General features: G+C 72.5%; 28 protein-coding genes and 1 riboswitch. Of the genes, 17 read left to right on the top strand and 11 right to left on the bottom strand.

Annotation, left to right across the window (positions count from 1 at the left end):
- Positions 1-55: 55 nt before the first annotated feature.
- From ACRB68_RS14495 to ACRB68_RS14475, 5 genes are all read left to right on the top strand, one after another.
- Positions 56-1519, top strand: a complete 1464-nt coding sequence (locus ACRB68_RS14495; protein WP_153533005.1) for an MFS transporter — start codon at positions 56-58, stop codon at positions 1517-1519.
- A gap of 86 nt (positions 1520-1605) precedes the next feature.
- Positions 1606-2010 carry a hypothetical protein gene (locus ACRB68_RS14490; RefSeq protein WP_153533004.1) on the top strand — a complete coding sequence of 135 codons (405 nt, stop codon included), beginning with the start codon at positions 1606-1608 and terminating at the stop codon, positions 2008-2010.
- Between the two features lie 69 nt (positions 2011-2079).
- The gene (locus ACRB68_RS14485; protein ID WP_153533003.1) at positions 2080-2283 is read left to right on the top strand and encodes a superinfection immunity protein; all 204 of its coding nucleotides are present in this window, start codon (positions 2080-2082) and stop codon (positions 2281-2283) included.
- 151 nt (positions 2284-2434) lie between these two features.
- Complete coding sequence (locus tag ACRB68_RS14480) at positions 2435-2944, top strand: hypothetical protein (RefSeq protein WP_153533002.1); 510 nt, start codon at positions 2435-2437, stop codon at positions 2942-2944.
- A 125-nt stretch (positions 2945-3069) separates the two neighbouring features.
- Positions 3070-3399 (top strand): hypothetical protein, encoded by a 330-nt coding sequence (locus ACRB68_RS14475; RefSeq protein WP_153533001.1) that lies wholly within the window; start codon positions 3070-3072, stop codon positions 3397-3399.
- A 16-nt stretch (positions 3400-3415) separates the two neighbouring features.
- Here the strand turns inward: ACRB68_RS14475 and ACRB68_RS14470 are convergent, their stop codons facing one another.
- From ACRB68_RS14470 to ACRB68_RS14450, 5 genes are all read right to left on the bottom strand, one after another.
- Positions 3416-4141, bottom strand: a complete 726-nt coding sequence (locus ACRB68_RS14470; protein WP_235959387.1) for an alpha-ketoglutarate-dependent dioxygenase AlkB — start codon at positions 4139-4141, stop codon at positions 3416-3418.
- A gap of 28 nt (positions 4142-4169) precedes the next feature.
- Positions 4170-5375 (bottom strand): hypothetical protein, encoded by a 1206-nt coding sequence (locus ACRB68_RS14465; protein WP_328594206.1) that lies wholly within the window; start codon positions 5373-5375, stop codon positions 4170-4172.
- Positions 5376-5536: 161 nt separating this feature from the next.
- Positions 5537-6490, bottom strand: a complete 954-nt coding sequence (locus ACRB68_RS14460) for a coiled-coil domain-containing protein (RefSeq protein WP_153532999.1) — start codon at positions 6488-6490, stop codon at positions 5537-5539.
- Positions 6491-6495: 5 nt separating this feature from the next.
- A riboswitch (cyclic di-AMP (ydaO/yuaA leader) is annotated at positions 6496-6659 on the bottom strand.
- Between the two features lie 171 nt (positions 6660-6830).
- Positions 6831-8006, bottom strand: coding sequence for a S8 family peptidase (locus tag ACRB68_RS14455; protein ID WP_153532998.1), 1176 nt, complete (start codon positions 8004-8006; stop codon positions 6831-6833).
- Between the two features lie 121 nt (positions 8007-8127).
- Positions 8128-9780 carry a serine/threonine protein kinase gene (locus ACRB68_RS14450; RefSeq protein ID WP_153532997.1) on the bottom strand — a complete coding sequence of 551 codons (1653 nt, stop codon included), beginning with the start codon at positions 9778-9780 and terminating at the stop codon, positions 8128-8130.
- 203 nt (positions 9781-9983) lie between these two features.
- On the opposite strand from ACRB68_RS14450, the gene ACRB68_RS14445 reads away from it, so the two are divergent.
- A complete protein-coding gene (locus tag ACRB68_RS14445) occupies positions 9984-10424 on the top strand; it encodes a sterol carrier family protein (RefSeq protein WP_153532996.1) in 441 nt (146 codons plus the stop codon).
- Between the two features lie 95 nt (positions 10425-10519).
- A complete protein-coding gene (locus ACRB68_RS14440; RefSeq protein WP_153532995.1) occupies positions 10520-11152 on the top strand; it encodes a LamG domain-containing protein in 633 nt (210 codons plus the stop codon).
- Positions 11153-11185: 33 nt separating this feature from the next.
- Here the strand turns inward: ACRB68_RS14440 and ACRB68_RS14435 are convergent, their stop codons facing one another.
- Positions 11186-11557, bottom strand: a complete 372-nt coding sequence (locus tag ACRB68_RS14435) for a hypothetical protein (protein ID WP_153532994.1) — start codon at positions 11555-11557, stop codon at positions 11186-11188.
- Positions 11558-11684: 127 nt separating this feature from the next.
- Here ACRB68_RS14435 and purF point away from each other — a divergent pair, with 127 nt between their 5' ends.
- The 3 genes from purF to ACRB68_RS14420 are packed head-to-tail and all read left to right on the top strand — an operon-like array spanning position 11685 to position 14901.
- On the top strand, positions 11685-13136 hold the full coding sequence (gene purF / locus ACRB68_RS14430; protein ID WP_328594204.1) for an amidophosphoribosyltransferase: 1452 nt from the start codon (positions 11685-11687) through the stop codon (positions 13134-13136).
- A gap of 23 nt (positions 13137-13159) precedes the next feature.
- Positions 13160-14188, top strand: coding sequence for a phosphoribosylformylglycinamidine cyclo-ligase (purM, locus tag ACRB68_RS14425; protein ID WP_153532993.1), 1029 nt, complete (start codon positions 13160-13162; stop codon positions 14186-14188).
- A 32-nt stretch (positions 14189-14220) separates the two neighbouring features.
- Positions 14221-14901: a SanA/YdcF family protein gene (locus ACRB68_RS14420; protein WP_328594203.1), complete on the top strand. Its 681-nt coding sequence runs from the start codon at positions 14221-14223 to the stop codon at positions 14899-14901.
- Between the two features lie 69 nt (positions 14902-14970).
- Here the strand turns inward: ACRB68_RS14420 and ACRB68_RS14415 are convergent, their stop codons facing one another.
- Both ACRB68_RS14415 and ACRB68_RS14410 read right to left on the bottom strand, forming a co-directional pair.
- Entirely contained in the window at positions 14971-15180 is a 210-nt protein-coding gene (locus ACRB68_RS14415) for a DUF3073 domain-containing protein (RefSeq protein ID WP_153534827.1), read from the bottom strand.
- A 242-nt stretch (positions 15181-15422) separates the two neighbouring features.
- Positions 15423-16505 carry a Glu/Leu/Phe/Val family dehydrogenase gene (locus tag ACRB68_RS14410; RefSeq protein WP_328594202.1) on the bottom strand — a complete coding sequence of 361 codons (1083 nt, stop codon included), beginning with the start codon at positions 16503-16505 and terminating at the stop codon, positions 15423-15425.
- A gap of 272 nt (positions 16506-16777) precedes the next feature.
- Between ACRB68_RS14410 and ACRB68_RS14405 the strand changes: the two genes are divergently transcribed.
- Together ACRB68_RS14405 and bldC are read left to right on the top strand one after the other, a co-directional pair.
- Complete coding sequence (locus ACRB68_RS14405; RefSeq protein WP_328594524.1) at positions 16778-17692, top strand: hypothetical protein; 915 nt, start codon at positions 16778-16780, stop codon at positions 17690-17692.
- 281 nt (positions 17693-17973) lie between these two features.
- On the top strand, positions 17974-18177 hold the full coding sequence (gene bldC / locus ACRB68_RS14400) for a developmental transcriptional regulator BldC (protein WP_012850682.1): 204 nt from the start codon (positions 17974-17976) through the stop codon (positions 18175-18177).
- Positions 18178-18448: 271 nt separating this feature from the next.
- Here the strand turns inward: bldC and ACRB68_RS14395 are convergent, their stop codons facing one another.
- Complete coding sequence (locus tag ACRB68_RS14395; RefSeq protein ID WP_328594201.1) at positions 18449-19183, bottom strand: TetR/AcrR family transcriptional regulator; 735 nt, start codon at positions 19181-19183, stop codon at positions 18449-18451.
- Between the two features lie 292 nt (positions 19184-19475).
- Between ACRB68_RS14395 and ACRB68_RS14390 the strand changes: the two genes are divergently transcribed.
- Positions 19476-20546, top strand: coding sequence for a LacI family DNA-binding transcriptional regulator (locus ACRB68_RS14390; protein WP_153532990.1), 1071 nt, complete (start codon positions 19476-19478; stop codon positions 20544-20546).
- Between the two features lie 148 nt (positions 20547-20694).
- Here the strand turns inward: ACRB68_RS14390 and ACRB68_RS14385 are convergent, their stop codons facing one another.
- Positions 20695-21174, bottom strand: a complete 480-nt coding sequence (locus ACRB68_RS14385; protein ID WP_207709694.1) for a MarR family winged helix-turn-helix transcriptional regulator — start codon at positions 21172-21174, stop codon at positions 20695-20697.
- Between the two features lie 141 nt (positions 21175-21315).
- Between ACRB68_RS14385 and ACRB68_RS14380 the strand changes: the two genes are divergently transcribed.
- The 4 genes from ACRB68_RS14380 (at position 21316) to ACRB68_RS14365 (ending at position 24749) form a co-directional block, all read left to right on the top strand.
- Entirely contained in the window at positions 21316-21777 is a 462-nt protein-coding gene (locus ACRB68_RS14380; protein WP_153532989.1) for a hypothetical protein, read from the top strand.
- A 228-nt stretch (positions 21778-22005) separates the two neighbouring features.
- Positions 22006-22242, top strand: a complete 237-nt coding sequence (locus ACRB68_RS14375; RefSeq protein ID WP_328594200.1) for a hypothetical protein — start codon at positions 22006-22008, stop codon at positions 22240-22242.
- 152 nt (positions 22243-22394) lie between these two features.
- Positions 22395-23243 (top strand): N-acetylmuramoyl-L-alanine amidase, encoded by an 849-nt coding sequence (locus tag ACRB68_RS14370; protein WP_328594198.1) that lies wholly within the window; start codon positions 22395-22397, stop codon positions 23241-23243.
- A gap of 30 nt (positions 23244-23273) precedes the next feature.
- Positions 23274-24749 carry a DUF7059 domain-containing protein gene (locus tag ACRB68_RS14365; protein WP_153532988.1) on the top strand — a complete coding sequence of 492 codons (1476 nt, stop codon included), beginning with the start codon at positions 23274-23276 and terminating at the stop codon, positions 24747-24749.
- Here the strand turns inward: ACRB68_RS14365 and ACRB68_RS14360 are convergent.
- Positions 24746-25933, bottom strand: a complete 1188-nt coding sequence (locus ACRB68_RS14360) for a sodium:proton exchanger (protein ID WP_153532987.1) — start codon at positions 25931-25933, stop codon at positions 24746-24748. The genes ACRB68_RS14365 and ACRB68_RS14360 overlap by 4 nt on opposite strands.
- Positions 25934-25935: the final 2 nt, after the last annotated feature.

Raw genomic sequence — 25935 nt, 5'->3', positions numbered from 1 at the left:
CCCCTCCGCGGCCGCCGGGCGATCCCCGGCGGCCGCCCCTTCCTAAGGAAGCAGCATGACCGTCCAGCAAGCTCCGCCCGCCGTCCGCACCGAGCCGGCGTCCGCCCACCGTCCCGGACTGATCCTGGCCTTCCTCTGCCTGGCCGGATTCATGACCTTCCTGGACGTGTCGATCGTCAACGTCGCGCTGCCCACCATCGAGGAGCAGCTGCACATCTCCCAGACCTCGCTGCAGTACCTGGTCACCACCTACGGGATGCTGCTGGGCGGTTTCCTGGTGCTGGCCGGCCGGCTGGCCGACACCTTCGGCCGCCGCCGCATGCTGCAGACCGGCCTGCTGCTGTTCGCCGCCGCGTCCCTGGCCGCCGGGCTCGCCCACAACGCCGCGCTGCTGATCACCGCCCGCGGCGCCCAGGGCCTCGGCGCCGCCTTCATCGCCACCGCCGCCCTGTCGCTGCTGACCGCCAACTTCGCCGAGGGACCCGCCCGCAACAAGGCCCTCGGCGCCTGGGGCGCGCTCAGCGGCATCGCCGCCGTCGCCGGCGTCACCCTGGGCGGCCTGCTCACCGACGGCCCGGGCTGGCGCTGGATCTTCTTCGTCAACGTGCCCATCGGGCTGCTGGGCGCCCTGGTGGCGCCCCGGATCGTCGCCGAGAGCCGCGCCGCCGAGAGCCGCCGCTCCTTCGACGTCGCCGGCGCGGTGACCCTCACCGCCGGCCTGATCGCCCTGATCTTCAGCCTCGGCCAGACCGTCGACGACTCCGCGGTCCCCGCGGTCCGGCTGTACGGCGGCTTCGCCCTGGCGGCGGCGTTCCTGGCCGCCTTCGTGGTCATCGAGCTGCGCGCCAAGGACCCGCTGGTCCCGCTGGGGATGTTCAAGCGCAGGTCGCTGAGCGCCGCCAACCTGGCCGCGGTCCTGCTGCTGGGCACCTGCGTCACGCTGTTCTTCTTCGCCAGCCTGTTCATGCAGCAGGTGCTGGACTACTCGCCGCTGAAGACCGGCCTGGCCTACGTCCCGCTCGCCGTCATCGTCGCGGTCGGCGCCGGGATCTCCTCCCAGCTCGTCACCAAGGTCGCCGCCAAGCCGGTCCTGCTGGCCGGCCTCGCGCTCACCGCCACCGGCATGGCCCTGCTCTGGCAGGCCCCCGCCCACGCCTCCTACCTCACCGACCTGCTGCCCGCCTTCCTGATCACCGGCCTCGGCCTCGGCACCTCCTTCGTGCCGGTGCAGATCGCCGCCTTCGCCGGCTCCCGCCCCGAGGAGTCGGGCCTGGCGGCCGGAATGATCAACACCGCGCAGGAGGTCGGCGGCGCCCTCGGCCTGGCCGTCGCCGCCACCGTCGCCTTCCGCCGCGTCGCCGACCTCACCTCCTGGGCCGGCGGCGACCCCGAGCGCGTCCTGCAGGCCCGCACCATGGTCTTCCACGACGCCTTCCTCACCGGCGCGGCCTTCGCGGCCGCCGCCCTCGCCATCACCCTCCTGCTGCTCCCCTTCACCAAGGCCCCCGGCAACGCGTGAGCCCGCGTCACCGCGAAGGAGACGGCCCCCGACCGGGGCCGTCTCCTTCGGTCTATGATCTTCCGGGGCGAGATTCAGGGGGAGTCATGGCGCATTTCATGGTCCTGGTACTCGTCGACAAGGACGCGGCAGACCCCGCGACGGCGGCCGAAGAGATGATGACGCCCTATTTCGGGGAGAACGGCAAGACCGACGGCTACGTCATCGGGGGCCGCTACGACGGGGTGGTCCGCGGACAGGAACAACAATTCAGCCTGCCGCCCGCCGACTTCCAGCGGCGCTACGGGCTGGACGTGGTGCGCCCGGAGGACAACATCGTGCCGGTGACGGCCCTGCCCGAGCCGGTGCTGCCGTTCGCCGTGGTGACGCCGGACGGCGCCTGGCACGAACGAGGCGCCGACCAGGAGGAGGGCGGCTGGCAGGCCGAGTTCCGTAGGCTGATCGCGGCGCACCCGGACACGGTGGCCGTGACGATCGACTGCCACTGCTGATCCCAGGAACGGACGGCGCTTGCACCGCGTCCGATCTCCGCTGAAGATCCGAACTGACGAGGTGCGACGATGGGCAATGACTTTCTGATGACGGCCGTCGTGGCCGCCGTCGCTCTTTTTGTTTACGTCCTTCCGGCCGTGATCGCGTTCCGGCGCCGCAGCGAGCTGCGCTGGATCGTGCTGGCGATCGACATCTTCTTCGGCGGAACGTTGATCGGCTGGGTGATCGCGCTCGTCCTCGCCTACAAGAACCCCGCCCCCAGGACGGCCTGAGGCCACGAGGGCCGGCCGCCTCCGCCGGGCCCGCCGCGCCACGTCCACGGATGCTCCGGGACCCCTGGCCGCGTCGCGGCCAGGAGAACGGACGGCGTGAGCGTGGCACACTGAGTCGATCTTGTAGCCCCTGATCCACGGAGACACGATCGTGCGCACGCGCTCCCTCGCGCTCGTTGTTCCCGCGCTGGTCCTGGCCATGGGCGCCTGCGGCCAGGAACCCGCCCCCGGGCCGCTCGCCGCCACCACGGCCCCGACCACGGCGCCCGGCACGCCCACGGCCGCCCCGGCGCCGACGTCGGCCGAGCCGCGCGCCAAGGCGACGCCCGCCCGCACGAAGGCGCCCTCGCGCAGGCCGGCGCCGACGCGCAAGCCGGCGCTCGCCGGGCCGGGCACGAACTGCGGGTTCATCCAGCCGCCGCCGAAGAGCGGGCCGATGGCCGTGGTGGCGGTCTGGAAGGGCCGGGCCAACTGCGCGAAGGCCGTCCAGATCTTCCGGACCTATTACCGCACGAGCACGCCCAAGCAGGGGTCCGCGGGCGTCGCGACCGTCAGCGGCTGGCTCTGCATCAGCAACACCCTCGCCGAGACGACCACGTCGGGCCGCTTCAGTACCTGCCGCAAGGGCACCGCCGAGATCGTCGCCGACGTCCTGCCCTGACCCAGGCGTGCGGTGCTGCTCAGGACGCCGGCTTCTTGAGGGCCAGGGGTTCCTCGGCGCTCACCTGTGCCGACGGGCGGCGTCGCTCCGGATGGCATGCTTGTGCCGTGGCTCACGATCATGAAGTGTTCCGTACGCTGCCCTTTCCCTTTCCGGACGGGCGTTTTCCCCGCTCGCTCGGCGCGGTGGTGCAGCGGACCGTCGCCGAGGGGGCGCTGCCCGCACTGGTGGTCGCGCACGACAGCGAGGGCTGCTGGCTGATCGGGGACGGCGTCAACGACCCCAACGAACCCGGGGCCTGCGCGGTCTACGGCATCGTCCACATCGCCGAGGACGACCCGACGCTCCATGAGACCGCCGGGCTGCGCCCCGGGTTCGCCGCCTACCGGGACGGGCCGGGGCAGCCCTGGAGCATCGAGCCGTTCGCCTACGAGGACGAGGCCGCAGAGGGCTGACCCATGCCCTCCGAGGTCAGGTGGGCGGCAGCAGGTCGCTGTCGCTGACGGTGTACGTCAGCGGGGGATAGCTGAAGTCCGTTTCGTTGTTCTCGCGGCGCCGTAGCCGGTAGAACTCGAGCCGCTGCTCTTCGTCGGCCGGTGTGAGGCGGGCTCCCTGCGGGAGGTATGCGTGTCCATCGCGAAACCGGATGAGGGTCTTCGACGTCCGGAAGGTCACGCCCAGCCATTGGTCGTCCGTTGCCGGGGCGGGCGCGTCCAGCACGATCCTGTGCTTGAGGCGCCGGTTCGAGCCGACGGAGAAGACGACGACGCTGTTGTGCGTGAGGGGGACTTCGAACTTCTCGCCGCCGGCCGCCTTCGGCTCGAAGATCAGCTTTCTCGGCGGGCCCGCTTCAGCGTTTCGATAGCAGGAGAAGACGGCGATGTGCGACCCGCCGGCCAGATCGAGGGCCTGGTCGGAATGGGCGCCCATGGTCCGGTAGGCGTTCGTGTAGATCTCGAAGAGGGCATTGTTGAAGCCGACCGGAAGTGCCGCATGTTCCTGGATCTGCTGCGCCAGCCGTTCGTGTATCTCCCGGAAACGCTGCGCCGGGTTGTTGTAGCGCGTGGTCGTGCGTACGAGAGGCACACCACCCGTCTCGTCGGGCTTGGTGAGCACCGCACCTTGCCGGCCTTTTCCTAGGTCTTCCAGGAGAACCGACGCGGACAGTTCCGCGAAGAGGTTCTCCTCGACCGGCAAGGTGTACGAAAGGACCTCATCCGAGATCCTAGGCTCGGGGGGCAGCGTAGTCTCCCGTGTTCATGCTGAAGCGGAACCTGTCGCCGTAGTCGATGAAGGACGAGGACTTGTTCTCCTCGGCGTACAGCCTGCGCAGCTCGTCCATGCCCTCCTGCGTGGGCGGCTCCAGCTCCACCAGGCCTTCGTCCTTCTTGAGGAACGTGTGGCCGTCCTTGTGAACGGCTTCGGTGTTCGAACAGCGCACCACGTATCCCAGGCGGACCGGGAGCGACCCGGCGTCCAGTGCCGCAGGCCGGATTTCGTGCGTGTACAGGCGGTTGGTGGACAGCGGCATGAAGAACACCGAGCCGGGATAGAGGGTCAGCGTGAACTGCGCGGGGAGCGCGACCCCGTCGGGTTCCGCGGCCGGCTCCTTGAGCCGGAAACTGAGCCTGGTCAGCCCGCTGACGCCCTTCACGCCATGGTCGAAGGGGTCGCCGGCCAGCGGCTGCAGCCTGTCGAGCCCGTCATAGAAGGTGCAGAAGGCCATGATGCCGTTGACGGGCATGTCCTTGGTCTTGTCGGCATGGGACGAGATCTTGGCCTTGGACTGCTTGCGCTCGGCCGTGGCAGGGGTGTTGTGGTAGATCTGCGCGAGGACGTGGTTCAGCGGCGCATGGCCGCGGAAGACGGCGGCGGCCTCGCGGTTCAGGGCCTCGACGATGTGCGTGTCGGTCGGGCGGAAACCCTCGGTCGGCCCCGAGAGGTTCGTCGAGCACCGGAGCAGGCGGAAATGCAGTTCGTCACCGTCCTGCGTGACGGGCGTCAGGTAGATCCCGCTGCGATGGGCCGACCCCGGCTTGGTGGACTCCGTCAGCGACTGGAACTCGTGCTCGGCACTGATCCGCTTGAAGTGATCGGCACCGGGGTCGAAGAAGCGGCGGTAATACACGCCGGCACCGTGGACGCGGATGGGGACCTGGCCGAGGCCGACCAGGGGCCATGGCCCGTCGCCGTGTGACAGTTCCCGGATGACGAGAACCCGGGCCGCTTCCTTCAGCCGGCCGCCGCTGATCCCGGATACGTCACCGCCCAGGTAGACGGTCTTGCGCGCGAGGTCGGACGAATCGGAGGCGAACTCCTCCGGCGTGATCACGGATCCGAAGAAGTCCCTGACCCGGTCGTCGTCCTGCATCGCCGAAGGCGCGACCAGGATGTTGCCCGCGTCGTCGATGCGTGCCTCTGCCGAGTACACCGAACTGCACCTGCCATTCGCGCTCTGATGAACGAACCCGCGGAGCCGGCCGGGGATATGTTTCGGATCTCGAAAAGGCCGGCTCTATCACGGCGCGAAGCTATCAGCCGATAGATCGAATGTACAACCGTGTTTATCTGAAGTCGGGCGGGGGCGCGGGATCAGAAGACCGAGATGTGGACGTGGTCGTAGTGGTTGGCGGTGATGCCGCCGCGGTCTTCCATGCTGCGCCAGCCGGGGCTGTGCATGGTGTAGATCCGCTGCTTCCAGATGACGTACTTGATGCCGAGCTCGTCGGCGTGGGCGATCGCGTAGGCGGCGACCTGGTCGCCGTTCTGCTGGCGGGCCGCCGTCGGCATCGAGCCGCCGCTGCTCTCCATGAAGTCGCAGGCGCGGCCGAGCGCGTGGTCCTGGGCGTCGGCGCCGCCGCGGTAGCAGCCGATGATCGGGAACGGTCCGAACTCGGTGTCGATGACGTTCTTGACCTTGAGCATGCGGGGGGTGACGCCGCCCATGCCCGAGGTGGGGGACTCGGGCTTGTACTTCTTCAGCAGCGCCTTGATGCGGCCCTTCTGGGCGACGAGGTCGTCGATCTCCTTCTGCAGCGCCGCGATCTTCTGCTGGGTCTGCGCGCGGGCCTGCTCCTGGGCGGTGATCAGCTGCTGGATCTGGGCGACCTTGTTGGCCTGGTTCTGCGCGACGTGGCTGGCCAGGCTGGCGGAGCTGAGCACGCCGGAGGGGTCGCCGGCGGCGAGCACCTGCACCGAGGGGTCGGCGCCGCCCGTCATGTACTGGGAGGCGGCCATCTGCGCGACGAGGGCCTGCGCGGCGTCCAGGTCCTGCTTCAGCTTCTTGGAGTTGGCCAGCGCCTTCTTCACGCCGAACTGGGCGTCCTGCAGCTTGGCCAGGTCGCCGCCGTAGGCCTTCTCCAGCTTGTCGGCCTGCGCGTTCAGCCTGCGGAGGCGCCCGTTGTCACCCGGGTCGGCGGCGGCGGCCGGTGCGGTGGCCGGTGCGGCGGCGGCCGTCGGGACGAGGCTCGCGGTCGTCAGCGTCAGGGCCGTGAGGGCCAGGGCCGCGCGGCGGCGGCGCCGGCCGGTGGAGCTGGGGGTCTCCAACGGTCGTCTCCTCTCCTCGATCGCCTACCGGGTTAGCTGACGGGTTCGGGCGCGGAGGCCGCCCTATCGCCGCCGGCTGGCTGCCGACGCGAATTCACCCCGGCCGGGCGCGCGTGGCGGCCCGGCGATGGGTCCCCGGTTCCCGGGCTGGACGCCGCGGGACTCGGCTGTGCGGCCAGCCTGCCCCGCTGGGCGGGGCGAGTCACCGACCGAATGCCAATGAACTGTAAGGAACCGTCCGGCACCTCGCCAAGGTTAAACCCTGGGGAGGGTGGGGCGGCGTGAGGTTCACGAAGCCGGCCCCCTGGCCAGGGGGCCGGCTCATCCTACGTGATGGGTGTTACAGGCCGCCCTTGTAGAGCAGCCGGTTCGGCGTGTAGCGGGGCAGGCCGCCGACGCGGTTCTTGGTGGAGTTGTCGCGCAGCCACTTCTGCACCTCCGGGAAGGAGGCCTTCGGGTGGGCCGACAGGTAGAGCGCCGCGACGCCGCTGACGTACGGGGTCGCCATCGAGGTGCCGTCCAGCATCTTCTTGCCGTTGTTCGGCCAGGTGGAGGTGATGTGGACGCCCGGCGCGTGGATGTCGACGCACTTGCCGTAGTTGGACCAGCTCGGCCGGTTGTCGTGGGAGGAGGTGGCGCCGACCGCCTCGACCCAGCCCGCGCCGGCCGGGGAGACCTTGCAGGCGTCGACGCGGTCGTTGCCGGCCGCGACCGAGACGAACACCCCGGACCGGGACAGGTTCTCCACGGCGGTGTTCAGCGCCTTGGAGCGGGGGCCGCCGACCGACATGTTCGCCACGGCGGGCTTGGCGGCGTGCGTGCGCAGCCACTGCGCGGCGAGGACGAGGCTGGACATGGCGCCCTCGCCGTTGCAGTCCAGGACGCGCAGGGCGCGCAGCTTGACGCTCTTGGCGGCGCCGTAGGTCTTGGAGCCGAGGATGCCCGCGACGTGGGTGCCGTGCCCGTTGCAGTCGCGGCCGTCGCCGTTGAACTCCGGCGCGGTCCAGGAGATCGCGGCGCGCCCGCCGAACTCGCGGTGCTTGACGTCCAGGCCGGTGTCGATGACGTAGGCGGTGACGTTGGCCGCCTTGGCCTTGTAGGAGTAGGCCTTGTTCAGCGGCGTCCTGCGCTGGTCGATGCGGTCCAGGCCCCACGGCAGCGGCGCCTTCTGCACGTCGGAGGCCTTGATGACCTGGTCCTGCTCGATCGCGGCGACCTTGGTGTCGTGGCGCAGCCGGTCCAGCTGGGTGCGGTCGAGCTTGGCGACGAAGCCGTTGAGGACCCCGTCGAACTTCTTGACGGCGGCCGCGCGGGCCTGGTCGGCGGCGGTCTGGGGGGACGCGCCGTCCTTCATCGTCACGATGTACTGGCCGGCGATCGGGGTGCCGCCGGCGGCGGCGGTCACCTTGACGAGGGAGTCGTCGGGGTCGGCGGCGAGGACGGGGAGCGCGGCGGCGGTGCCGACGGCGGTGGCGACGGCGCCGACCAGCAGCGCCCTCCGGTAGGCAGCCCGCAAGGGGGGTTCTCCTTAGGTGCGCGCGGGCCGGTCCGGCGCCCGCGTCGAAGATCTAGGGCATCGTCCGAGGCACCTTAGTGGATTCAAACTGGCATTGCGGTCTATGTGGACATAAATCGGCTCAGCTCCGGCTGAGCCGGCCCTGGTAGCCGGGCGTCCCCGGCAGGCTCTTGCTCCAGGTGTAATCCAGCGTCCCGTCGGGCCGCCGCGCCACCTGGACGGCGCCGCTGCTGCACGGCTTGCCGATCTGCAGCGCCATCTCCAGGCTGCTGCCGGTGCCGCGGGTCAGCGCCAGCGTGCCGGTGCAGCGCTCCTTGGGGTAGAAGGCCCGCGCGGTCCGGGCGCCCGCCTCGAACGTCACCTCGACGGGGAAGGACACCCCGCTGCGCCGGTTGGTCGCGGTGCCCTTCCAGGTGCCCGCGAACGACTGCGGGATCGAGGTCACCGGCCGGTCGCCGCCGGCGCCGGCGGGGGCCGGGCGCGGGTCGTCGTCGCCCTTCAGCTGCGGCAGCAGCACCAGCGTGATGATCGCGATGCCGACCACCACGCCGATGACCAGCGACAGCGCGACGCCGAGCACGTGGTTGCCGCGGCGCGGCTTGTTCAGCCGGCCGAAGACGATGGTCTCGCCGCGGGGCGGCTCGGCGCCGATGCCCGGGATGACCGTGGTGCCGTCGTCCGCGGAAGGCGGCGGGACGGGCCGCTCCAGCATCGCGGTCGCCCGGTCGCCCGGGTCGTCCCCCGCCCGGTGCGGCGCGGCCGCCAGCGCCGGCGCGGGCACCGCCGCGGGCAGCGCCGCCATCGCCTGCGTCGGGACGTCCGCCTCCTCCCGCGCCGGCCCGGGGACCGGCGCGGCTGCGGGCACCGGCTCGGGCGCGGGCTGCGCGGTGACCGGCCCGGTGGCCAGCGCGCGGCCCTCGGCGACCAGCGGGGCGGGGATGCGGGCGGCGAGCGGGCCGTCCTCGGCCAGCAGCCGGCGGAGCAGCACCCGCGCGGTCGGCCGCTCGGCGGGCTCCTTGGCGAGCGCGTCGGCGACGATCTCGCGCAGCGACTCCGGCAGCGCCGACAGGTCCGGGTCGTCGTAGACGATCCGCTGCATGACCTCGGAGGTGGAGTCGTCGCCGAACGGCGGCGCGCCGGTCGCGGCGAACAGCATCGTGCCCGCCCAGGCGAACACGTCGGCGGCCGGGCCGATGCCCGCGCCGCTCAGCTGCTCGGGCGCCCGGTAGCCGGGGTCCTCGGCCAGGTGGCCGGCGGCCGCGTTGACGGCCTCCAGCGCCGCCACGATGGCGAAGTCGGTGACCTGCGGGCCGACCGCGCCGAGCAGCACGTTGCCGGGCTTGAAGTCGTGGTGCACGGCGCCGGCGCGGTGCACCGCGGCGAGCGCGATGGCGGTGCCGACCGCCAGGCGCTCCACCACGGCCGCGCCGCGCGGGCCCTCCTCGGTGACGAGCTGCTGGAGCGAGGGGCCGTCCACGTACTCGCTGACGACGTAGGCGCGCTCGCCGTCGACCTCGGCGTCCAGGATCGCCGCGGTGCAAAAGCCCGACACCGCGCGGGCGCGCCGGAACGCCTGGACGAACCGGTCGCGCGCGGCGGGCTCGCCGCTCAGCCGGCGGTGCAGCAGCTTGACCGCGACCGGCGGGCGGCCGGCCGGTCCGGCGGGGCGGCCGAGGAAGACGGCGCCCTGCTCGCCGACGCCGAGCCGGCCGGTGATCTCGTACGCGCCGAGCCGGCGCGGATCACCGGGCTGCAGAGGCAGCGCCTCGGTCATCTGAAGAACCTCCGTGTTCCGCCGGCGGGCGCCCCCCGGCGTCCTCCGAACCCTGTCCCCCGCTGCGATCCTCGCCCGTCCCGGGGGTGGCCGCCGCTTTCCGGACCGTGCGCCCCCTCGTTCACACCCGTCCCTTTTTACCGGTTCAGCGCGGGTTGTGATGCCGAACACGGTGTCCCGGCCACCCGGTAGCGTGGGCGCCGATGTCCCGATCACCGCTCACCCGCGCCGTCCTGGACGAGCAGCGGGCCGCCCTCGGCCTGCCGCCGCACCGCGGCGGCGACGAGCCCGCCGACCTGCGCCGGGCCGCACTGGAGACCGTGCTGGCGGCGCCCGGCTCCGGTGCCGGCGCGGCCCGCCCCGTGGTGAAGGGGGCGGTGCGGTTCCTGCTCGACCGGCTGGCCGAGCTGGCCCCCGGGCGCTCGGTCGAGGTCCGGGTCCCGCCGCACGCGGCGGTGCAGTGCGTCGACGGCCCGCACCATACCCGGGGAACCCCGCCGAATGTGGTGGAGATGGACGGCGAGACCTGGATCGCGCTCGCCGCCGGCCGCCTGACCTGGGCGGAGGCGCTGGAAACCGGCCGGGTGCGGGCCAGCGGCGCTCGTGCCGACCTTTCGGCATATCTCCCGATTCCGCTGGATTAGCCGGATAGTGTGGCCGCGGCCTTGTGCCGGTGCGGCCGCGCTGAAACCGTGGTGCCCAACGACCGCCGATCGGGGGCACACGGAGGTGACCCCTCATGCTCGTCGCGCACTGGACCTTCGAGGTGGCGCAGGTGGACGGCCGCACGGTCGGCGACGTCATCGGCGGCGGCCCGCCCGCCGTGCTGGACGGGCACGCCGAGGTGGTGCCCGGGCCCGCCGGCGGCGCGCTCCGCCTGGACGGCACCGGCCGCGCCGTGGTCGCCGCCGCGCCGCGCCTGGTGCTCAGCCAGCTCTTCGGGTTCGCGGTGGCGTTCTCGGTCGACCTCACCGCCGGGCCAGGCGGGGAGTGGCGCGGCCTGTTCTACAAGCAGGTCGCCGAGCACGACGCGCGCGGCATCGGCATCTGGCTCTACCCCGACGAACCGCGGCTGCGGGTGCAGCTGTTCACCTCGCGCGGCCCGGCGTTCGTCGACAGCCACCGCCGGCTGACCCCGGGGGAGTGGGCGCACGTGGCGCTCGTCGTCGACACCGGCGGCATGTTCCTGTACCTCGACGGTGAGCTGGACGTGGCCGTCCCGCTGGAGCACCCGGTGGTGACCCCGGCCGGGCCGATCCACCTCGGCGCCGAACCGGGCCGGCCGGGACTGACCGGCCTGCTGGCCGACGTGCGCGTCTACGCGTCCGCGCTGGACGAGGAGGCCGTCCGCGTCCTCGCCGAACCGGGCTGACCCGCGGGTGAGCTTCGTCTCATCGCGCGCGGTCTAGCGCGCGGCGGAGGCACGGGCGAACGGGAACTCGCGCTCCACGCACCGCGCCCGCGCGTCCCCGTCGGGATAGCGCCCCTCGTCGGCGCAGCCGGCGGCCTTGCTGAGCAGCCAGTACAGCGCCATGGTGCCGAGCAGCAGCGCGAGCGCCGAGCAGACGATCCCGGCGACCGCCGTCCGCCCCGCCGACGTGCCGCGCGACACCGCCAGGACGCCGAGCACCAGCCCCGCCAGGGCCGGCAGCATCCCGAGCAGGCAGAACGCGAGCCCGAGCAGGCCGGCGACGCCGAGCGCCAGGGAGGCCTTCGCCGGCCCGTCGCGGCGCGGCGCCGCGGGCGGTGCGTAGGCCCGGTAGCCGGGCATCGTCATGCGTCCTCCCCCTGTCGGCCCCCAGACTGGCGCGCCCCGCCTCCGCCCCGGGGAAGCCGCGGGTAAAGGTCGCTTAAGGGAGCCGCGCCGATCGGAGCAGGTAGAGGTGGCCTCTACACTGGCGGGCGTGCCTCTCCGTGACGGACGACTGAGCCACGACATCGACCCCTCCGACCGCGCCCCACAGGACGCCTGCGGGGTCTTCGGCGTGTGGGTCCCCCCAACCGAAGCAAGCCGGGCCGAGGTCGCCAAGCTGACCTACTACGGCCTGTACGCGCTCCAGCACCGCGGCCAGGAATCGGCCGGCATCGCGGTGTCGGATGGATCGCGCATCGTCGTCTTCAAGGACATGGGCCTGGTGGCCCAGGTCTTCGACGAGTCGGTGCTGAACACCCTGCGCGGCCACCTGGCCGTCGGGCACTGCCGCTACTCCACGACCGGCTCGCCGACCTGGGAGAACGCCCAGCCGACGTTCCGCTCGACCGGGCACGGCGGCCTCGCCCTCACCCACAACGGCAACCTGATCAACACCCCCGAGCTGGCCCGGAAGCTGGACCGCGGCGAGCTCACCGCCACCACCGACACCGAGGTGCTGACGGCGCTGCTGGCCACCCGCGAGGGCGGCCCGCTGGCCGCGGCCCGGGAGATCCTGCCGGTCACCCGGGGCGCGTACTCGCTGGTGTTCATGGACGAGAACGTCCTGTACGCCGCCCGCGACCCCGAGGGCATCCGGCCCCTGGTGCTCGGGCAGTGGGAGGACAGCGGCTGGGTCGTCGCCTCCGAGACCGCCGCGCTGGACATCGTCGGCGCCCGCTTCGTCCGGGAGATCGAGCCGGGCGAGATGGTGGCGATCGACGCCGACGGCGTGCGCTCGGAGCGGTTCGCCGAGGCGCGGCCGAAGGGCTGCCTGTTCGAGTACGTCTACCTGGCCCGCCCCGACACCACCATCGCGGGCCGCAGCGTGCAGGCCACCCGCGTCGAGGTCGGCCGCCGGCTCGCCATGGAGCACCCGGTCGAGGCCGACATGGTCATCCCGACGCCCGAGTCGGGCACCCCGGCCGCGATCGGCTACGCCGAGGCGTCCGGCATCCCCTACGGGCAGGGCCTGGTCAAGAACTCCTACGTCGGCCGGACGTTCATCCAGCCGTCCCAGACCATCCGCCAGCTCGGCATCCGGCTCAAGCTGAACCCGCTGCGCGAGGCCATCGAGGGCAAGCGCCTGGTGGTGGTGGACGACTCGATCGTGCGCGGCAACACCCAGCGCCAGGTCGTCTCGCTGCTGCGCGACGCGGGCGCCGCCGAGGTGCACGTGCGGATCTCCAGCCCGCCGGTGTCGTGGCCGTGCTTCTACGGCATCGACTTCGCCACCCGCGCCGAGCTGATCGCCGGGCGGCTGGACGTCGAGGGCATCCGCTCCTGGATCGGCGCGGACTCGCTGGGGTTCATCTCCCTGGACGAACTGATCGCCGCCTCGCGCATCGACAAGGACCGGCTCTGCCGGGCCTGCTTCGACGGGGTCTACCCGATCCCGGTCGAGGAGGACGCGCGCGGCAAGCACCTGTTGGAGCCCACCCGCTAGCGGGTCGAGCCGAGGGAACACCATTGAGCACCTCCTACGAGGCCGCCGGCGTCGACATCGCCGCCGGTGAGCGCGCCGTCGAGCTGATGAAGGCCCGCGTGGCGAAGTCGCGGCGGCCCGAGGTGGTGGACGACGCCAGCGGCTTCGCCGGGCTGTTCGACGCCTCGGCGTTCCTGCGGTACCGCCGCCCGCTGCTGGCGACCTCCACCGACGGCGTCGGCACCAAGGTCGACCTGGCCCGCCGCCTCGGGATCTACGACACCGTCGGGCACGACCTGGTCGGCATGGTCCTGGACGACCTGGCGGTGTGCGGCGCCGAGCCGCTGTTCATGACCGACTACATCGCCTGCGGCAAGGTGGTGCCCGAGCGGATCGCCGACATCGTCGGCGGCATCGCCGACGGGTGCGCGATCGCGGGCGCGGCGCTGGTCGGCGGCGAGACCGCCGAGCACCCGGGCCTGCTCGCCCCCGACGAGTTCGACATCGCCGGCGCCGGCACCGGCGTGGTGGAGGCCGACGAGCTGCTCGGCCCGGAGCGGGTGCGGGCCGGCGACGCCGTCATCGCGATGGCCTCGTCGGGCATCCACTCCAACGGCTACTCCCTGGTCCGCCACATCCTGGCCACCACGGACCTGACGCTGGAGTCGACGCCGGCCGAGCTCGGCCGCACGCTCGGCGAGGAGCTGCTCACCCCGACCCGCATCTACGCCCAGGACTGCCTGGCGCTGAAGAGGTCCGGCGGCGTGCGGGCGTTCGCGCACATCACCGGCGGCGGCCTGGCGGCCAACCTGGCCCGCTCGCTGCCCGCCACGGTGGACGCGGTGCTGGCGCGGTCGTCCTGGACGGTCCCGGCGCTGTTCACGCTGCTGGGCGAGCACGGCGACGTCCCGCAGGCCGAGCTGGACAAGACCTTCAACCTCGGCGTCGGGATGGCCGCGATCGTCGCGCCGGAGGCGGCCGACGAGGCGCTGCGGATCCTGGCGGGGCGCGGCGTGCCGGCGTGGGTGCTCGGCGAGACCGTCGAAGGCACCGGCAAGGCCGTGCTGCGCTGAACCCGAACCGGCGCCCGAGCGTCACAACCCACGTGATCATCAGGAACCTCTGGACGGGGCTGCGGCGCTGGGCCGCGCCGCTGTCGGTGGCGGCGGGACTCGGCGCCTACGCCGTCCTCGCCCCGCTCGGCTGGGCGTACGCCGACACCGCCGGATACCGGCGGTCGGCCGAGGCGGTGCCGGCCACGCCGGTCGCGCTGGTGCTCGGCGCCGGGATCTGGGGGGACACGCCGTCGCCGCTGCTGGCCCGCCGCCTGGACCTGGCCGCCGACCTGTACCGGCGCGGCAAGGTCAAGGTGCTGCTGGTCTCCGGCGACAACCGGACCAAGGGCTACGACGAGCCGACCGTGATGCGCGCCTACCTCGTCGCGCACGGGGTGCCCGAGGGCAAGGTCGTCCGCGACTTCGCCGGGCTGGACACCTGGGACTCCTGCACCCGCGCCAAGAGGATCTTCGGGGTGACCCGGCTGACCGTGGTCACCCAGGAGTTCCACCTGCCGCGCGCGGTCGCGCTCTGCCGGGCCGCCGGGCTGGACGCCTGGGGCGTCGGCGACGACAGCATGGGCGGCGGCCGCACCGGCGCGACCGTCACCGGCTACACCCGCGAACCGCTGGCGATGCTGAAGGCGGTGACGAGCGTCACATTCCGCCCGGACCCGCATCTGCTCGGCGGCTCCGAGGACGGCGTGCGCCGGGCCCTGGCCTCGCCCTGAGGGACATCCGGCGCGAAAAAACGCCGCCGCCCGGTGCTGCGACCGGGCGGCGGCGTGTTGTCGAGCGCTCTACCGGCCCGTGGTGCCGTCCTTGCGGTCCTCGGAACCGTAGTCGTCGGCGTAGTCGGCGTACTTCTCGACGAGCTCGTCGTAGTCATCGACGGGGGAGTCGTTGACCCCCAGCTCGTTCTTCAGGCGGTCGAGGTCTGTGCCGCCGCTGTTGTACTTGAGCTGGCGGGCAACCTTTACCTGCTTGGCCTTGGCTCGGCCGCGACCCATTGGCTCGACCCCCTCGATGGTCAGGGCTTTCGTGGGCCCATCAACGCGCGCGTGTACCACACGAACCGGTGCCTGATGAGCCATGCGTCAGTCACGAGTACAACCGTACCCGTTTTGCGCCCGGCTCGGTACATCGTCAGTACGTGGCGGCACGCTCGTTGCGGAGATGCCCAGTGTATCGGGTGTTGGCGAGTTCACTGACTCAGGGCGACACGGGCGCGTGCGGGCCCCGCAGCCGGGCGTCAGAGCAGGATGCCCCGCAGCCGCCCGACGTCGGCCATCCGCCGCTCGGCGAGCCGGTCGGCGGCGGCCGCCGGCGGCACGCCCTCGTCGGCGGCCAGCCCGAAGATCTTCAGCGAGGTGTCGTAGATCCCGGTGGCGCGCGCCTTGGCCCGCTCGAAGTCGAAGCCGCCGATCTCGTCGGCGACCTGGATCACGCCGCCGGAGTTGACCACGTAGTCGGGGGCGTACAGCACGCCGCGGTCGGCGAGCTGCTTCTCGATGCCGGCGTGCGCGAGCTGGTTGTTGGCCGCCCCGCAGACGATCTTTGCGGTGAGCACCGGCACGGTCTCGTCGTTCAGCGAGCCGCCGAGCGCGCAGGGGGCGTACACGTCCAGGCCGGCGGCGATCAGCGCGGCGTTGTCGGCGACGACCTCGACGTCGGGGTGGCGGGTGCGCACCCGCTCGATCGCGGCCTCGCTGACGTCGCAGAGCACCACCTCGGCGCCGTCGTCGCGCAGGTGCTCCACGAGGCGGTGGCCGACCTTGCCCGCGCCCTCCACGCCGACCCGGCGGCCGCGCAGCGACGGCGTCCCCCAGACGGTCTCGGCGGCCGCGCGCATGCCCTGGAACACGCCGAACGCGGTGAGGATCGAGGAGTCGCCGGCGCCGCCGTTGGCGACGGTGCGGCCGGTCACGAACCGCGACTCGCGGGCGACCAGGTCCATGTCCTCGCTGAAGGTGCCGACGTCGCAGGCGGTGTAGTAGCGGCCGTTCAGCGACTGCACGAACCGGCCGTAGGCGCGCAGCAGCGCCTCGGACTTGTCGGTCGCCGGGTCGCCGATGATCACGGCCTTGCCGCCGCCGAGGTCCAGCCCGGCGATGGCGTTCTTGTAGGCCATCCCCTTGGACAGGTTCAGCACGTCGGCGAGCGCCTCCTCTTCCGTCCCGTAGGGGTAGAAGCGGGTGCCGCCGAGCGCGGGCCCGAGCGCGGTGGAGTAGATGGCGATGATCGCCCGCAGGCCGCTGGCCTCGTCCTGGCAGAAGACGACCTGCTCGTGTCGGGAGTCGTTGCCCTTGTGGGGCGACCCGAAGACATTAGGCACGGTATGGGTACCTTTCCTATCGTGACCTGCGGGTATGCAGGTGCTCCCGCCCCTGGGGGTGGTGGGGCGGAAACGAGCGTCATGGTCATGCTAAGGCCAAGAGTGACGGCCATCACTACCGCGGGCACCGGTGCGGCGGAACTCACGGAGGCGGCGTCGAGCGCGCTCCCGCGTGCATGGCCCCCCAGGTGCGGTGGATCCGAGGTGACACTACGGTCTCGGACACGGCCGAGGTCCCGGCCCTGCGGCCGGACTCGTGTCACGATGCGATGGTGTTTCCGTACGCCGCCTACCTACGGGTATACGAGCCGGTGACCGCCTTTCCCGAGCCCGCGCGGACCCTGTGGACGGTCTACGCCGACTCGCGGCGGCGCCCCCGCCGGGCCGGCGCGCTCGGCGCCGAGCACGCCGAGGCCGCGCGGCGCCTCGTCGCGGTCCCGCCCGAGGTGGCGCCCGAGCGGGAGAGCCGCGACGCCTATGTCCGGCGCGTCGGCGACACCGTGCACGTCTGCCCGTGGGAGACGCGGCTGCGCTCCTGGCTCGCCTTCGACCGGTTCCGCGCCGAGCACTCGCTGGCGCTGGCGGCGGCGTTCGTGCCGCCGGTCGTCGCCGAGCGGGCGGCGCGGGAGTTCGAGCGCTGGAAGCGGGCCGGGCGGCCGCTGCAGCCGCACATCCTGTCCAGCACCTGGCACGTTCCGCTGACGTGGTTCGTGCCGTTCGCGGCGGACGAGCGGTGCCTGGTGCTGGGCGGCCCGCCCGGTGACCGGGAGGCGCCCGCGGCGCAGGAGGAGGGCCCGGCCGGCCGCGTCCCCGCCACGGCGGTCCCGGCGCGCACCCTCGTCTACGTCACCGCCATGCCCGAGGCGCGCCGCCGGGTCGCGGCCGCGCTCCCTGTCGTCCGCGACACTCTTGGCGACGGTCCGGGGGAGGGTTCGCTCACCGCGGGGCGGCTGGAAACGCTCGGCCACTGGCTGGCGGGGTTCCATCCGCGGGCGCTGGTGGAGCTGGACTACGGCGGCCTGGTGCACCTGCTGGACGACGCCGCGCTGCGCGCCGACGAGTCGGTCGCCGAGACCGGCGTGGCGCTCGCCGCGATGGCGCGCGGCGAGGGTGAGCTGGCCGTGGCGATGTACCAGCGGCTGGTCGACCGGTGGCGGCCGGTGCGCGCCCTCGAATCGGCGAACTGAAACAAATTTCCCGAATCCCTGTGCCATACGACTATACGTGTAGCTAGAATCACGCAGCGTGACCCAGTGACCACGGAGCATGCAGTCCGGCGGGAACGACCGCGAAGCGGTCGCACCGTTGACGGCGTACCGTCAGGTACTTGCTTGTTGCGTTCAGTGGTGGCAAGGTTACACGTTGTGATGTCATTGTGGCTCTTTTGGGCCATAGGGGACATCTAAGTCCGCGCGAGGATCAATCGCAGGATCGCTGTCATCGGTCCACGGAGGAGAGGCCGCACATCATGTCAGCACGTACGCCAGAGGCCGAGCCCCTGTTGACGCCGGCGGAGGTGGCGACGATGTTCCGCGTCGACCCCAAGACCGTCACGCGGTGGGCGAAGGCCGGCAAGCTCACGTCCATCCGCACCCTGGGGGGACACCGGCGTTACCGCGAGGCCGAGGTGCGGGCGCTGCTGGCGGGGATCCCGCAGCAGCGTTCGGAGTAACGCACTCCGGCCGGCGGGCGCCCCAGCGGGCCCGCCGGACGTACCCGACACCGCAACGGGGGGCGGTCAGGGGGCCGCTGCACGACCTCGCCTGCCAGGTGCGCGCGAGGAGGCGGCAGAGGTCTCCTGAACGAAGGGTCCAGGACCACGATCATCCGAGAATCGCGGTCCTGGGCCGCTCAACGTCGAACGGGGGTCCCGTTCGCGATCACGCGTTCCGGTGACGGGACGGGTGCTCCCGCGAGCGGGACGTTCGCATGCCCGGCGGCGGTCAGGACGCGGTGTCCCCGGCGCCGAACTCCTCCCGCACCAGCTGCTCGAACAGCTCGGCGATGGACGGCTCGTGGTTGCCGGCCACGTGCAGCAGCACGATCAGCTGGTCCACCAGCAGGCCCTCCAGCTCCGCCCGGGTGAGGTCGCGGTTCTCCAGCCAGTCCAGCCCGGCGGTCTCCACCGACGCCATCCACGAGCGCAGCGTGATGCGCAGCACCGGCGGCGGCACCTCGATGCAGAGCGCGTGCAGGATCCGGCCGAGCAGCAGCTCGCGGATGCTCTCCACGATCTCGCCGACCTCGCCGGAGCGGTCGGCGGGGCCGCCGCGCAGCAGCGCGGTGAAGCCCGCGGCGTGGCTCTCCACGAAGTCGAAGTAGCGCTTCAGCGAGATGCGCAGCCGCTCCAGCGGGGTGCCCTCGGTCGGCGGCTCCAGCAGCACCGACAGCTGCTTGGCGGCGCTGCCGAGCGCGGCGATGTACAGCTCGTACTTGCCGCCGAAGTAGTGGTAGACCAGCGCGCGCGACGCCCCGGCGGCGGCGGCGACGTCGTCGATGGAGATGTCCTCGGGCGGGCGGGTGCTGAACAGCTCCAGCGCGGCCTCGATCAGCTCGTCGCGGCGCTCGTCGACGCTGAGCCTGCGCCTGCCGCGCCCGGCGCCGCCCTGCCGGGCGCGCGCGGACGGGGCGCTCTGCTTGTTGCCCGCCTGGTCGCCGGCCGCTGCACGATCTGCCACCTCGGCAGGGTATCCGAGCGGCGGGGGCCGGCGATCGCCGCCGAGCGGCCTTGACACCAGGACTTTTCTCCCGAAAGGGGCGATTCGCCATCTATGGGAACGCCGTGGTGCCCCGTAACACCCCAGACCCGAACCGGCATTGACGGCCGTCCGTTACTCCCTGTTGCGACCATTTGGGGAGAAGGCGGTGCATCATGGCAACTCCTCCCGAGTGAGGAAGGCGCGCCGGCCCCCTTCGCGGGACCGGCCGCGCCTTTGTGGCAGGACCCGCAGGCCCCCTGGACGGAGTGCCATGTCAGCTGGTGAAGACAGTCCCACGCGCGAGGACGCGGTCCCCGCGCCGCGCGGCCCGGAGGGCAGGCCGGTCCCGGCCCAAAAGCCCACGATCCGCAACGTCGCCGAACGCGCGGGCGTGTCCAAGTCCCTGGTGTCGCTGGTGATGCGCGGTTCGCCCCACGTCAGCGAGCGGCGCCGGCAGGCCGTCCTGCAGGCCGCCCGCGAGCTCGGCTACCGCCCGAACGCGGTCGCCCGCAGCCTGGTGGAGGGCCGCACCCGGCTGATCGGCGCGATCGTCGCCGACCTGCACAACCCCTTCTTCGCCGAGTTCCTGGACGGCCTGCAGGAGAGCCTGCACGGCGCGGGCCTGCGCATGCTGGTCGGCAGCGGCCGCTGGGACCCCCTCTTCGAGGCCGAGGCCGTCGAGTCCTTCCTGGAGATGCGGGTGGACGGCCTGGTGCTGCTCAGCGTCGTCCCCGCCTCCCTGCGCGAGGCGGCCGCCAGCGTCCCGGTGGTCGTGGTCGGCGAACGCGACGTGGTGGGCGTGGACATCGTCGTCGACGACGACGAGCTCGGCGCCAGCCTCGCCGTCGACCACCTGGTGGGACTCGGCCACCGGCGGATCGCGCACATCGAGGGCGCCCCCTCCACCACGGCCCGCTACCGCCGGGCCGGCTACGAGAAGGCGATGCGGCGGCACGGCCTGGCCGACGAGATCGTCGTCGAACCGGGCGACTTCACCGAGGAGGGCGGCTACCGCGCGGCCCGCGCCCTGCTGTCCCGCCCCGGCCGCCCGACCGCCATCTTCGCCCCGAACGACCTGGTCGCCACGGGCGCCCTGTCGGCCGCCGACGAGCTGGAGCTCCCGGTCCCGGGGCAGGTGTCGATCGTCGGCTACGACAACACCCATCTGGCCGCGATCCGGCACATCTCCCTGACCAGCGTGGACCAGCCCCGCCGCGACATGGGCAAGGTGGCGGCCGAGATGCTGACCTCCCGGATAGCCGACCCGTCCTGCGTGGCGAGGCAGAACCTGGTGGTCCCCCACCTGGTCATCAGATCCAGCACGGGCAGAGCCCCCGAATAACCCACGAAAGCCCCCGGGTTCGCGATGCGCCCCGAAGGGGTCCGGGGGTGCGGGGGACGGAGTCCCCTGCTCGGGTTCGGGCGTGTCCGGTGCGAGCGCCGGGCGCGCCCGGGCCCGACCGCGGGGGCATCCCCTCACAAAGTTGGAGTTAACGCTGCTCGCGCAGGGTGGTGATGTGGCCCCGGATGTGGTCGGTCATCTGCCGTAGGCAGTCGTTCAGCAGGATCAGCTCCTGGTCGTTGTAGCGGGCGTACATGGCCTGGAACTGCTCGGCGAGGCCGCGGAAGGCCTCGTCGACCTCGACCGGCCGCAGCGGGATGAGGATGACCTTGCGGCGGTCGTTCGGGTCGGGTTCGCGGCGCAGCCGGCCGGTGCGCTCCAGCCGGTCGACGACGCCGGTGACCGAGCTGGGGGTGAGCCCGGCCAGCTCGGCCAGCCGGCCCACGCTCATCGGGCCGGTGTGGTGCAGCAGCCCGGCGCACTGGTGGTCGATCACCTGCAGTCCGAACCTGGCGGCCGCGGCCGTCGTCAGACCTGTCATCGCCAGGTGCAGCAGCCGGCCCTGCACCGCCAGCTGGGCGAGCACCTCGTCCCTGCCGGGCGGTTCTTCGATGTCACCGGACGTCATGAGCGCGAATCTTATCGAATCCGAATATTACGACTTCCGTGATTCACGTGATCCGTGCTAATAATGATCTTGGTCCGGCCGGGCCGTGCTCCGCACGGCAGAACGGGGAGGCCGTGACCGCCCTCCGACGAAAGGCGTTCGATGCGTTCGCACAAGACGGCCCGCGCGATGCTCACCCTCTCCCTCGGCGCGGCCACCGCCGCCGCCGTCGCCGGCCTGGCCGCGCCCGCCCAGGCCGCGCCGGCCGAGCAGGCCCGGGCGGCCGCCGTGGGGGCCTGGAAGTCCTGGACCCTGCAGCCGGGCGCCGCCGGAGTGGCGACCTCCGGCAAGAGCCGCACCATCAGCCGGAACAAGGCCGAGGTGCACGTCACCGCCAAGGACACCGCCGCCGACCGCAAGGGCGCCTACGTCTGGGTCGTCAAGTACGGCACCGTGGCCGGCAGCATCACCAAGGTGAAGCTGAACGTGGCGGCCGACAACCGCTACCACACCTGGACGAACATGGGCGGCGCCGGCCTGCGGAAGGTCACCGTCCAGGAGTGCGTCGACAACACCTGGACCTGGGAGATCTGCAGCCCGGTCAAGACCGTCTGGACCGCCTGACCCGAGGACGCGCGGCCCCCGCTCCCGGGCGGGGGCCGCGCCGGTCCGCCCCGGGGCCGGACCTCCACACGGAACGGTAAGAGCTCGATCAAGAATCCTGCATTCCGCGGGTCGGCGCGCAACCCGCGGAGGGTTAATGGGCACACCGTTCGGCGAGTGGGGGGAACCGCGCGCCCGGCCGGCCTCGCAGGGAGGCCGCCTGGCGTGTCACCCAAGGGGGTTACAACCGTGCGTGATCCGGAATTGGTGTCGTGCGCGCAGCATGCGGCGAGCGAGCTGGAGCGTGCCTGGTCGGAGTGGCGGCACGCGCGCGGCCTGGCCGGGCAGGTCTCGGAGTCGGTCGCCAGTTATGTGGCGCACTCGATCGACCATCCGTGGGGGCGGCCCCGCGTGGTGCTCGGCCTGGACGCGGACGAGGCGCGCGCGCTCGCCGCGCTCCTCGGCAGGGAGGACCCGGTGCGCTGAGCGACGCGAAGTGAGACGGCCGTGATCCGGCGCCCCGGGCAGGGGGCGGGGATCACGGCCGTCGTTTTACCCGCCCTGGTTTTGAGGAAGACCCGCCGGTGTGCAGACTGACATGATTGGTTTGTAACGAACTCATATCGGGAGACGAGTCTGTGCTGATTCACCGGGGCGGCCGCGCGGCCGCCGGACTGGCGCTCTGCCTCGGCGCCCTGGCCGCCTGCGGCGGTTCGGACGACGGCGCCAAGCCCGGCGCGCAGAGTGCCGCGCCGCCGACGGCCGGTTCGACGACCAGGGCGAGCGTGGACGACACCGCCGCGCCGCCGAGCCCGCAGCCGAAGGGCGGCGGCCTGCGCGGCAAGACGATCCTGGTCGACCCGGGGCACAACGGGGGCAACGCGTCGCACCCGTCCGAGATCGCCAAGCAGGTCGACGTCGGCAACGGGCACAAGGAGTGCGACACCACCGGCACCGAGACCAAGGCCGGGTACACCGAGGCGGCCTTCACCTGGGACGTCTCGCTGCGGCTGCGCAAGCTGCTGACCGCGCAGGGCGCGAAGGTGGTGATGACCCGCGACAGCAACTCCGGTGTCGGGCCGTGCATCACCGAGCGGGCCGCGATCGGCAACAAGGCCAGGGCCGACGCGGCGATCTCCGTCCACGCCGACGGCGCGCCCGCGTCCGGGCACGGCTTCCACATCATCGAGCCGGCCCTGGTCGCCGGGCACAACGCCAAGATCGTCGTGCCGTCGCAGAAGCTGGGCCTGGCGGTCCGCGACGCCTACCACGCCGGGACCGGCGTCCCCTACTCCACCTATATCGGCACCAAGGCGCTGGACCGGCGCGACGACCTGGGCGGGCTGAACCTGTCCACGGTGCCGAAGATCTTCATCGAGTGCGGCAACATGGGCAACGCGGGCGACGCCGCCAAGCTGTCGGACGCGGCGTTCCGGCAGCGGATCGCCGACTCGCTGGCCAAGGGCATCGGCGACTACCTGGGCTGAGGCGGCCTCCTGAGAGGGCAGGATGGGCGGATGCCCGATCACCTCGCACTTCTCGAACCCGTCCGCGACCTGCTGGAGGGCGCGGACTACACCGTGGACGGCGTGCGGCGCCTGCTCGGCCCGGTGGCGGGCGGGGCGCTGGCCCGCGACGAGATCGTCCCGGCGCTGCGCGCGACCGGCGGCGGTTCGCCACTGGAGACGCTGACCCGCCTGTTCTGGCTCCAGGTCCCGGTGGCTGCGGCTCCCGAGCTCGCGGAGCCGCTCGTCGCGGCGGGCCTGGCCGCCGGGTCCGGGGACGAGCTGCGGCCGCTGCTGCACGTCGAGCCGCTGGAGTCGGTCACCGGCTCGGGCCATGCCGGCTGGGCGGTGTCGGACCTGAAGGTGCGGCCCGGTTCGGGGGACGCGCTGCGGCCCGACCATGTCGTCGGAGCGGGCGGCGCGTCGGCGAACCTGGCCCGCCTCGTTGTCCACAGCCCTGTGGACAACGCGCTGGACCTCGGCACCGGCTGCGGCGTGCAGGCGCTGCATCTGGCCGACCCGAAGGTGCGGCCCCGGCCGGTCCGCATCACCGCGACCGACGTCAATCCGCGCGCCCTGGAGCTGGCCGCGATGAGCTTCGCGCTGTCGGGCATCGGCGACGTGGAGCTGCTGGAGGGGTCGCTGCTGGAGCCGGTGCGGGGATGGCGGTTCGACCTGATCGTGTCGAATCCGCCGTTCGTCGTCACGCCGCCCGGCGAGTCCCGCCACAGCTACCGCGAGACGGGCATGCCGGGCGACGAGTTCTGCCGCCGCCTGGTGACCGAGGGGCCCGCGCTGCTGACCGACGGCGGGCACCTGCACATGCTGGCGAACTGGCTGCATGTGGAGGGCGAGCCCTGGGAGGAGCGCGTCGGGGCGTGGGCGGCGGAGTCGGGCTGCGAGGCGTGGATCGTGCAGCGCGACGTCCAGGACCCGGCCGAGTACGCCGAGCTGTGGCTGCGCGACTCGGCGGAGGCCGGCACCCCCGGGTACCGGCGCCGGTACGAGGCGTGGCTGGAGGCGTTCCAGGCGCAGCGGGTGGCCGGGATCGGGTTCGGCTGGATCACGCTGCGGCGCTCGGGGGCGGCCGATCCGGCGATCCGGGTCGAGGAGCTGCGGCACGCGGTCGAGCAGCCCGTCGGCGCCTATGTGGACCGGGTGCTGGACGGCCTGGCCGCATCCCAAAGTTTTTCCACAGGCTGTGGAAAGGTTGTGCGCGCGGCCGCCGGGATCGTCCAGGAGCAGATCGGCCCGCCCGGCGCCGAGGACCCCGAGCGGATCCTGCTCCGCCAGTCCGGCGGGCTGCGCCGCGCGGCCGGGGTCGGCACCGTCGAGGCGGCCCTCGCCGGCGTCTGCGACGGCTCGCTGCCGCTGGACCGGCTGCTGGACGCCATCGCCCAGCTGATGGACCTGGACTCCGACCAGGTCCGGGCGCACGCCGACGCGGTGCTGCCCGAGCTGATCGCCGACGGCTTCTTCGAGGTCTAGCGGATCGTCGCGGCCATCGCGCGGGCGAGCAGCCGCCACCTGGCGATCAGCACCGAGAAGCCGATCGCCAGGTAGACGCCCGACAGCAGCAGCCGGGCATGCTGACCGGGCAGCGCGAACTGCACCGCGAACAGCGCGAACAGCAGCGCCGCCTCCCAGCGGCGGAAGCGCAGGTCGACCAGGAAGGCCAGGCCGAGGACGGTCTGCGCGGCGGTGAGCAGCACCTCCTCCATCTGGCGGTCGTCCAGCGGCAGCGACCAGGCGCCGCCGCCCGCCTTGTAGGCGAGCGGCAGCGTGCCGATCAGCAGCGTCCACTGGTTGACCTTGCTGGACAGCAGCGCGCCGATCGCGTCGGAGTCGCGCAGCCGCCAGGCGAACACCACCGCCACGATCAGCTCGGGCGCCTCGGAGGCGAGCGGCGCCAGCCACTGCACCAGCAGGAACTCGTCGATGCCGAGGGACGAGCCGGCGTGCACCAGCGACTCGGCGAACGGCTCGGCCGACGCGAACACGATCAGCGCGCCGAGCGCGAACCCGCCCCAGGTCGCGATCCGGCGCGGCCGGGCGGGCAGCGCGGCGAACCAGGCCGGGACGCCGGTCAGCTCCTCCTCGCCCCCGCCGCCGGACCGGGCGATCCGCACGATGTAGGCGAGGTAGAGCGCGATCAGGACGGCCGAGACGTACCACCCGATCTCGCCGGCCATGGGCGGCACGAACGCGATCACCGCGGCGAGCGCCAGGAACCCCAGCTCGATCCGGTGCCCGCGGGTCAGCCGCACCTCGCGCGCCGGGAGCCTGCGGCGGCGCAGCCCGAGCGCGAACGCGACCACCACCAGCGACCACCCGACGCCGACCAGCAGCCGGTTCGCGCCCGTCATGTTGGCCGCCGCGTACGCCGCGTACTCGGGCTTGGAGCCCGCCGCGTACGCGTAGTACAGGTCGACGGCGTACTCGGGCAGCACCGCGATCAGGGCGAGCAGCGCCAGCGCCAGCGCGCCCGACATGTCGGCCCGCGCGGTCTCGGCCGCCCACATCAGCACGATGGCGGCGGCGAGCACGCCCGCCCCGTACACCGCCATCCCGGCGATCGGCGCCGGATGCGCGCCCGACAGCCGCAGGACCAGCGCGGGCAGCGCGACGCAGAGCGTCAGCGCGACCCGCACCGCGACACTGCGGTGCGCCATCG

Source organism: Actinomadura macrotermitis, from assembly GCF_009604375.1.
GTDB lineage: Bacteria > Actinomycetota > Actinomycetes > Streptosporangiales > Streptosporangiaceae > Spirillospora > Spirillospora macrotermitis.
Note: the sequence above shows the minus strand (reverse complement) of the source record. Positions and strands in the feature narration are given on the sequence as shown.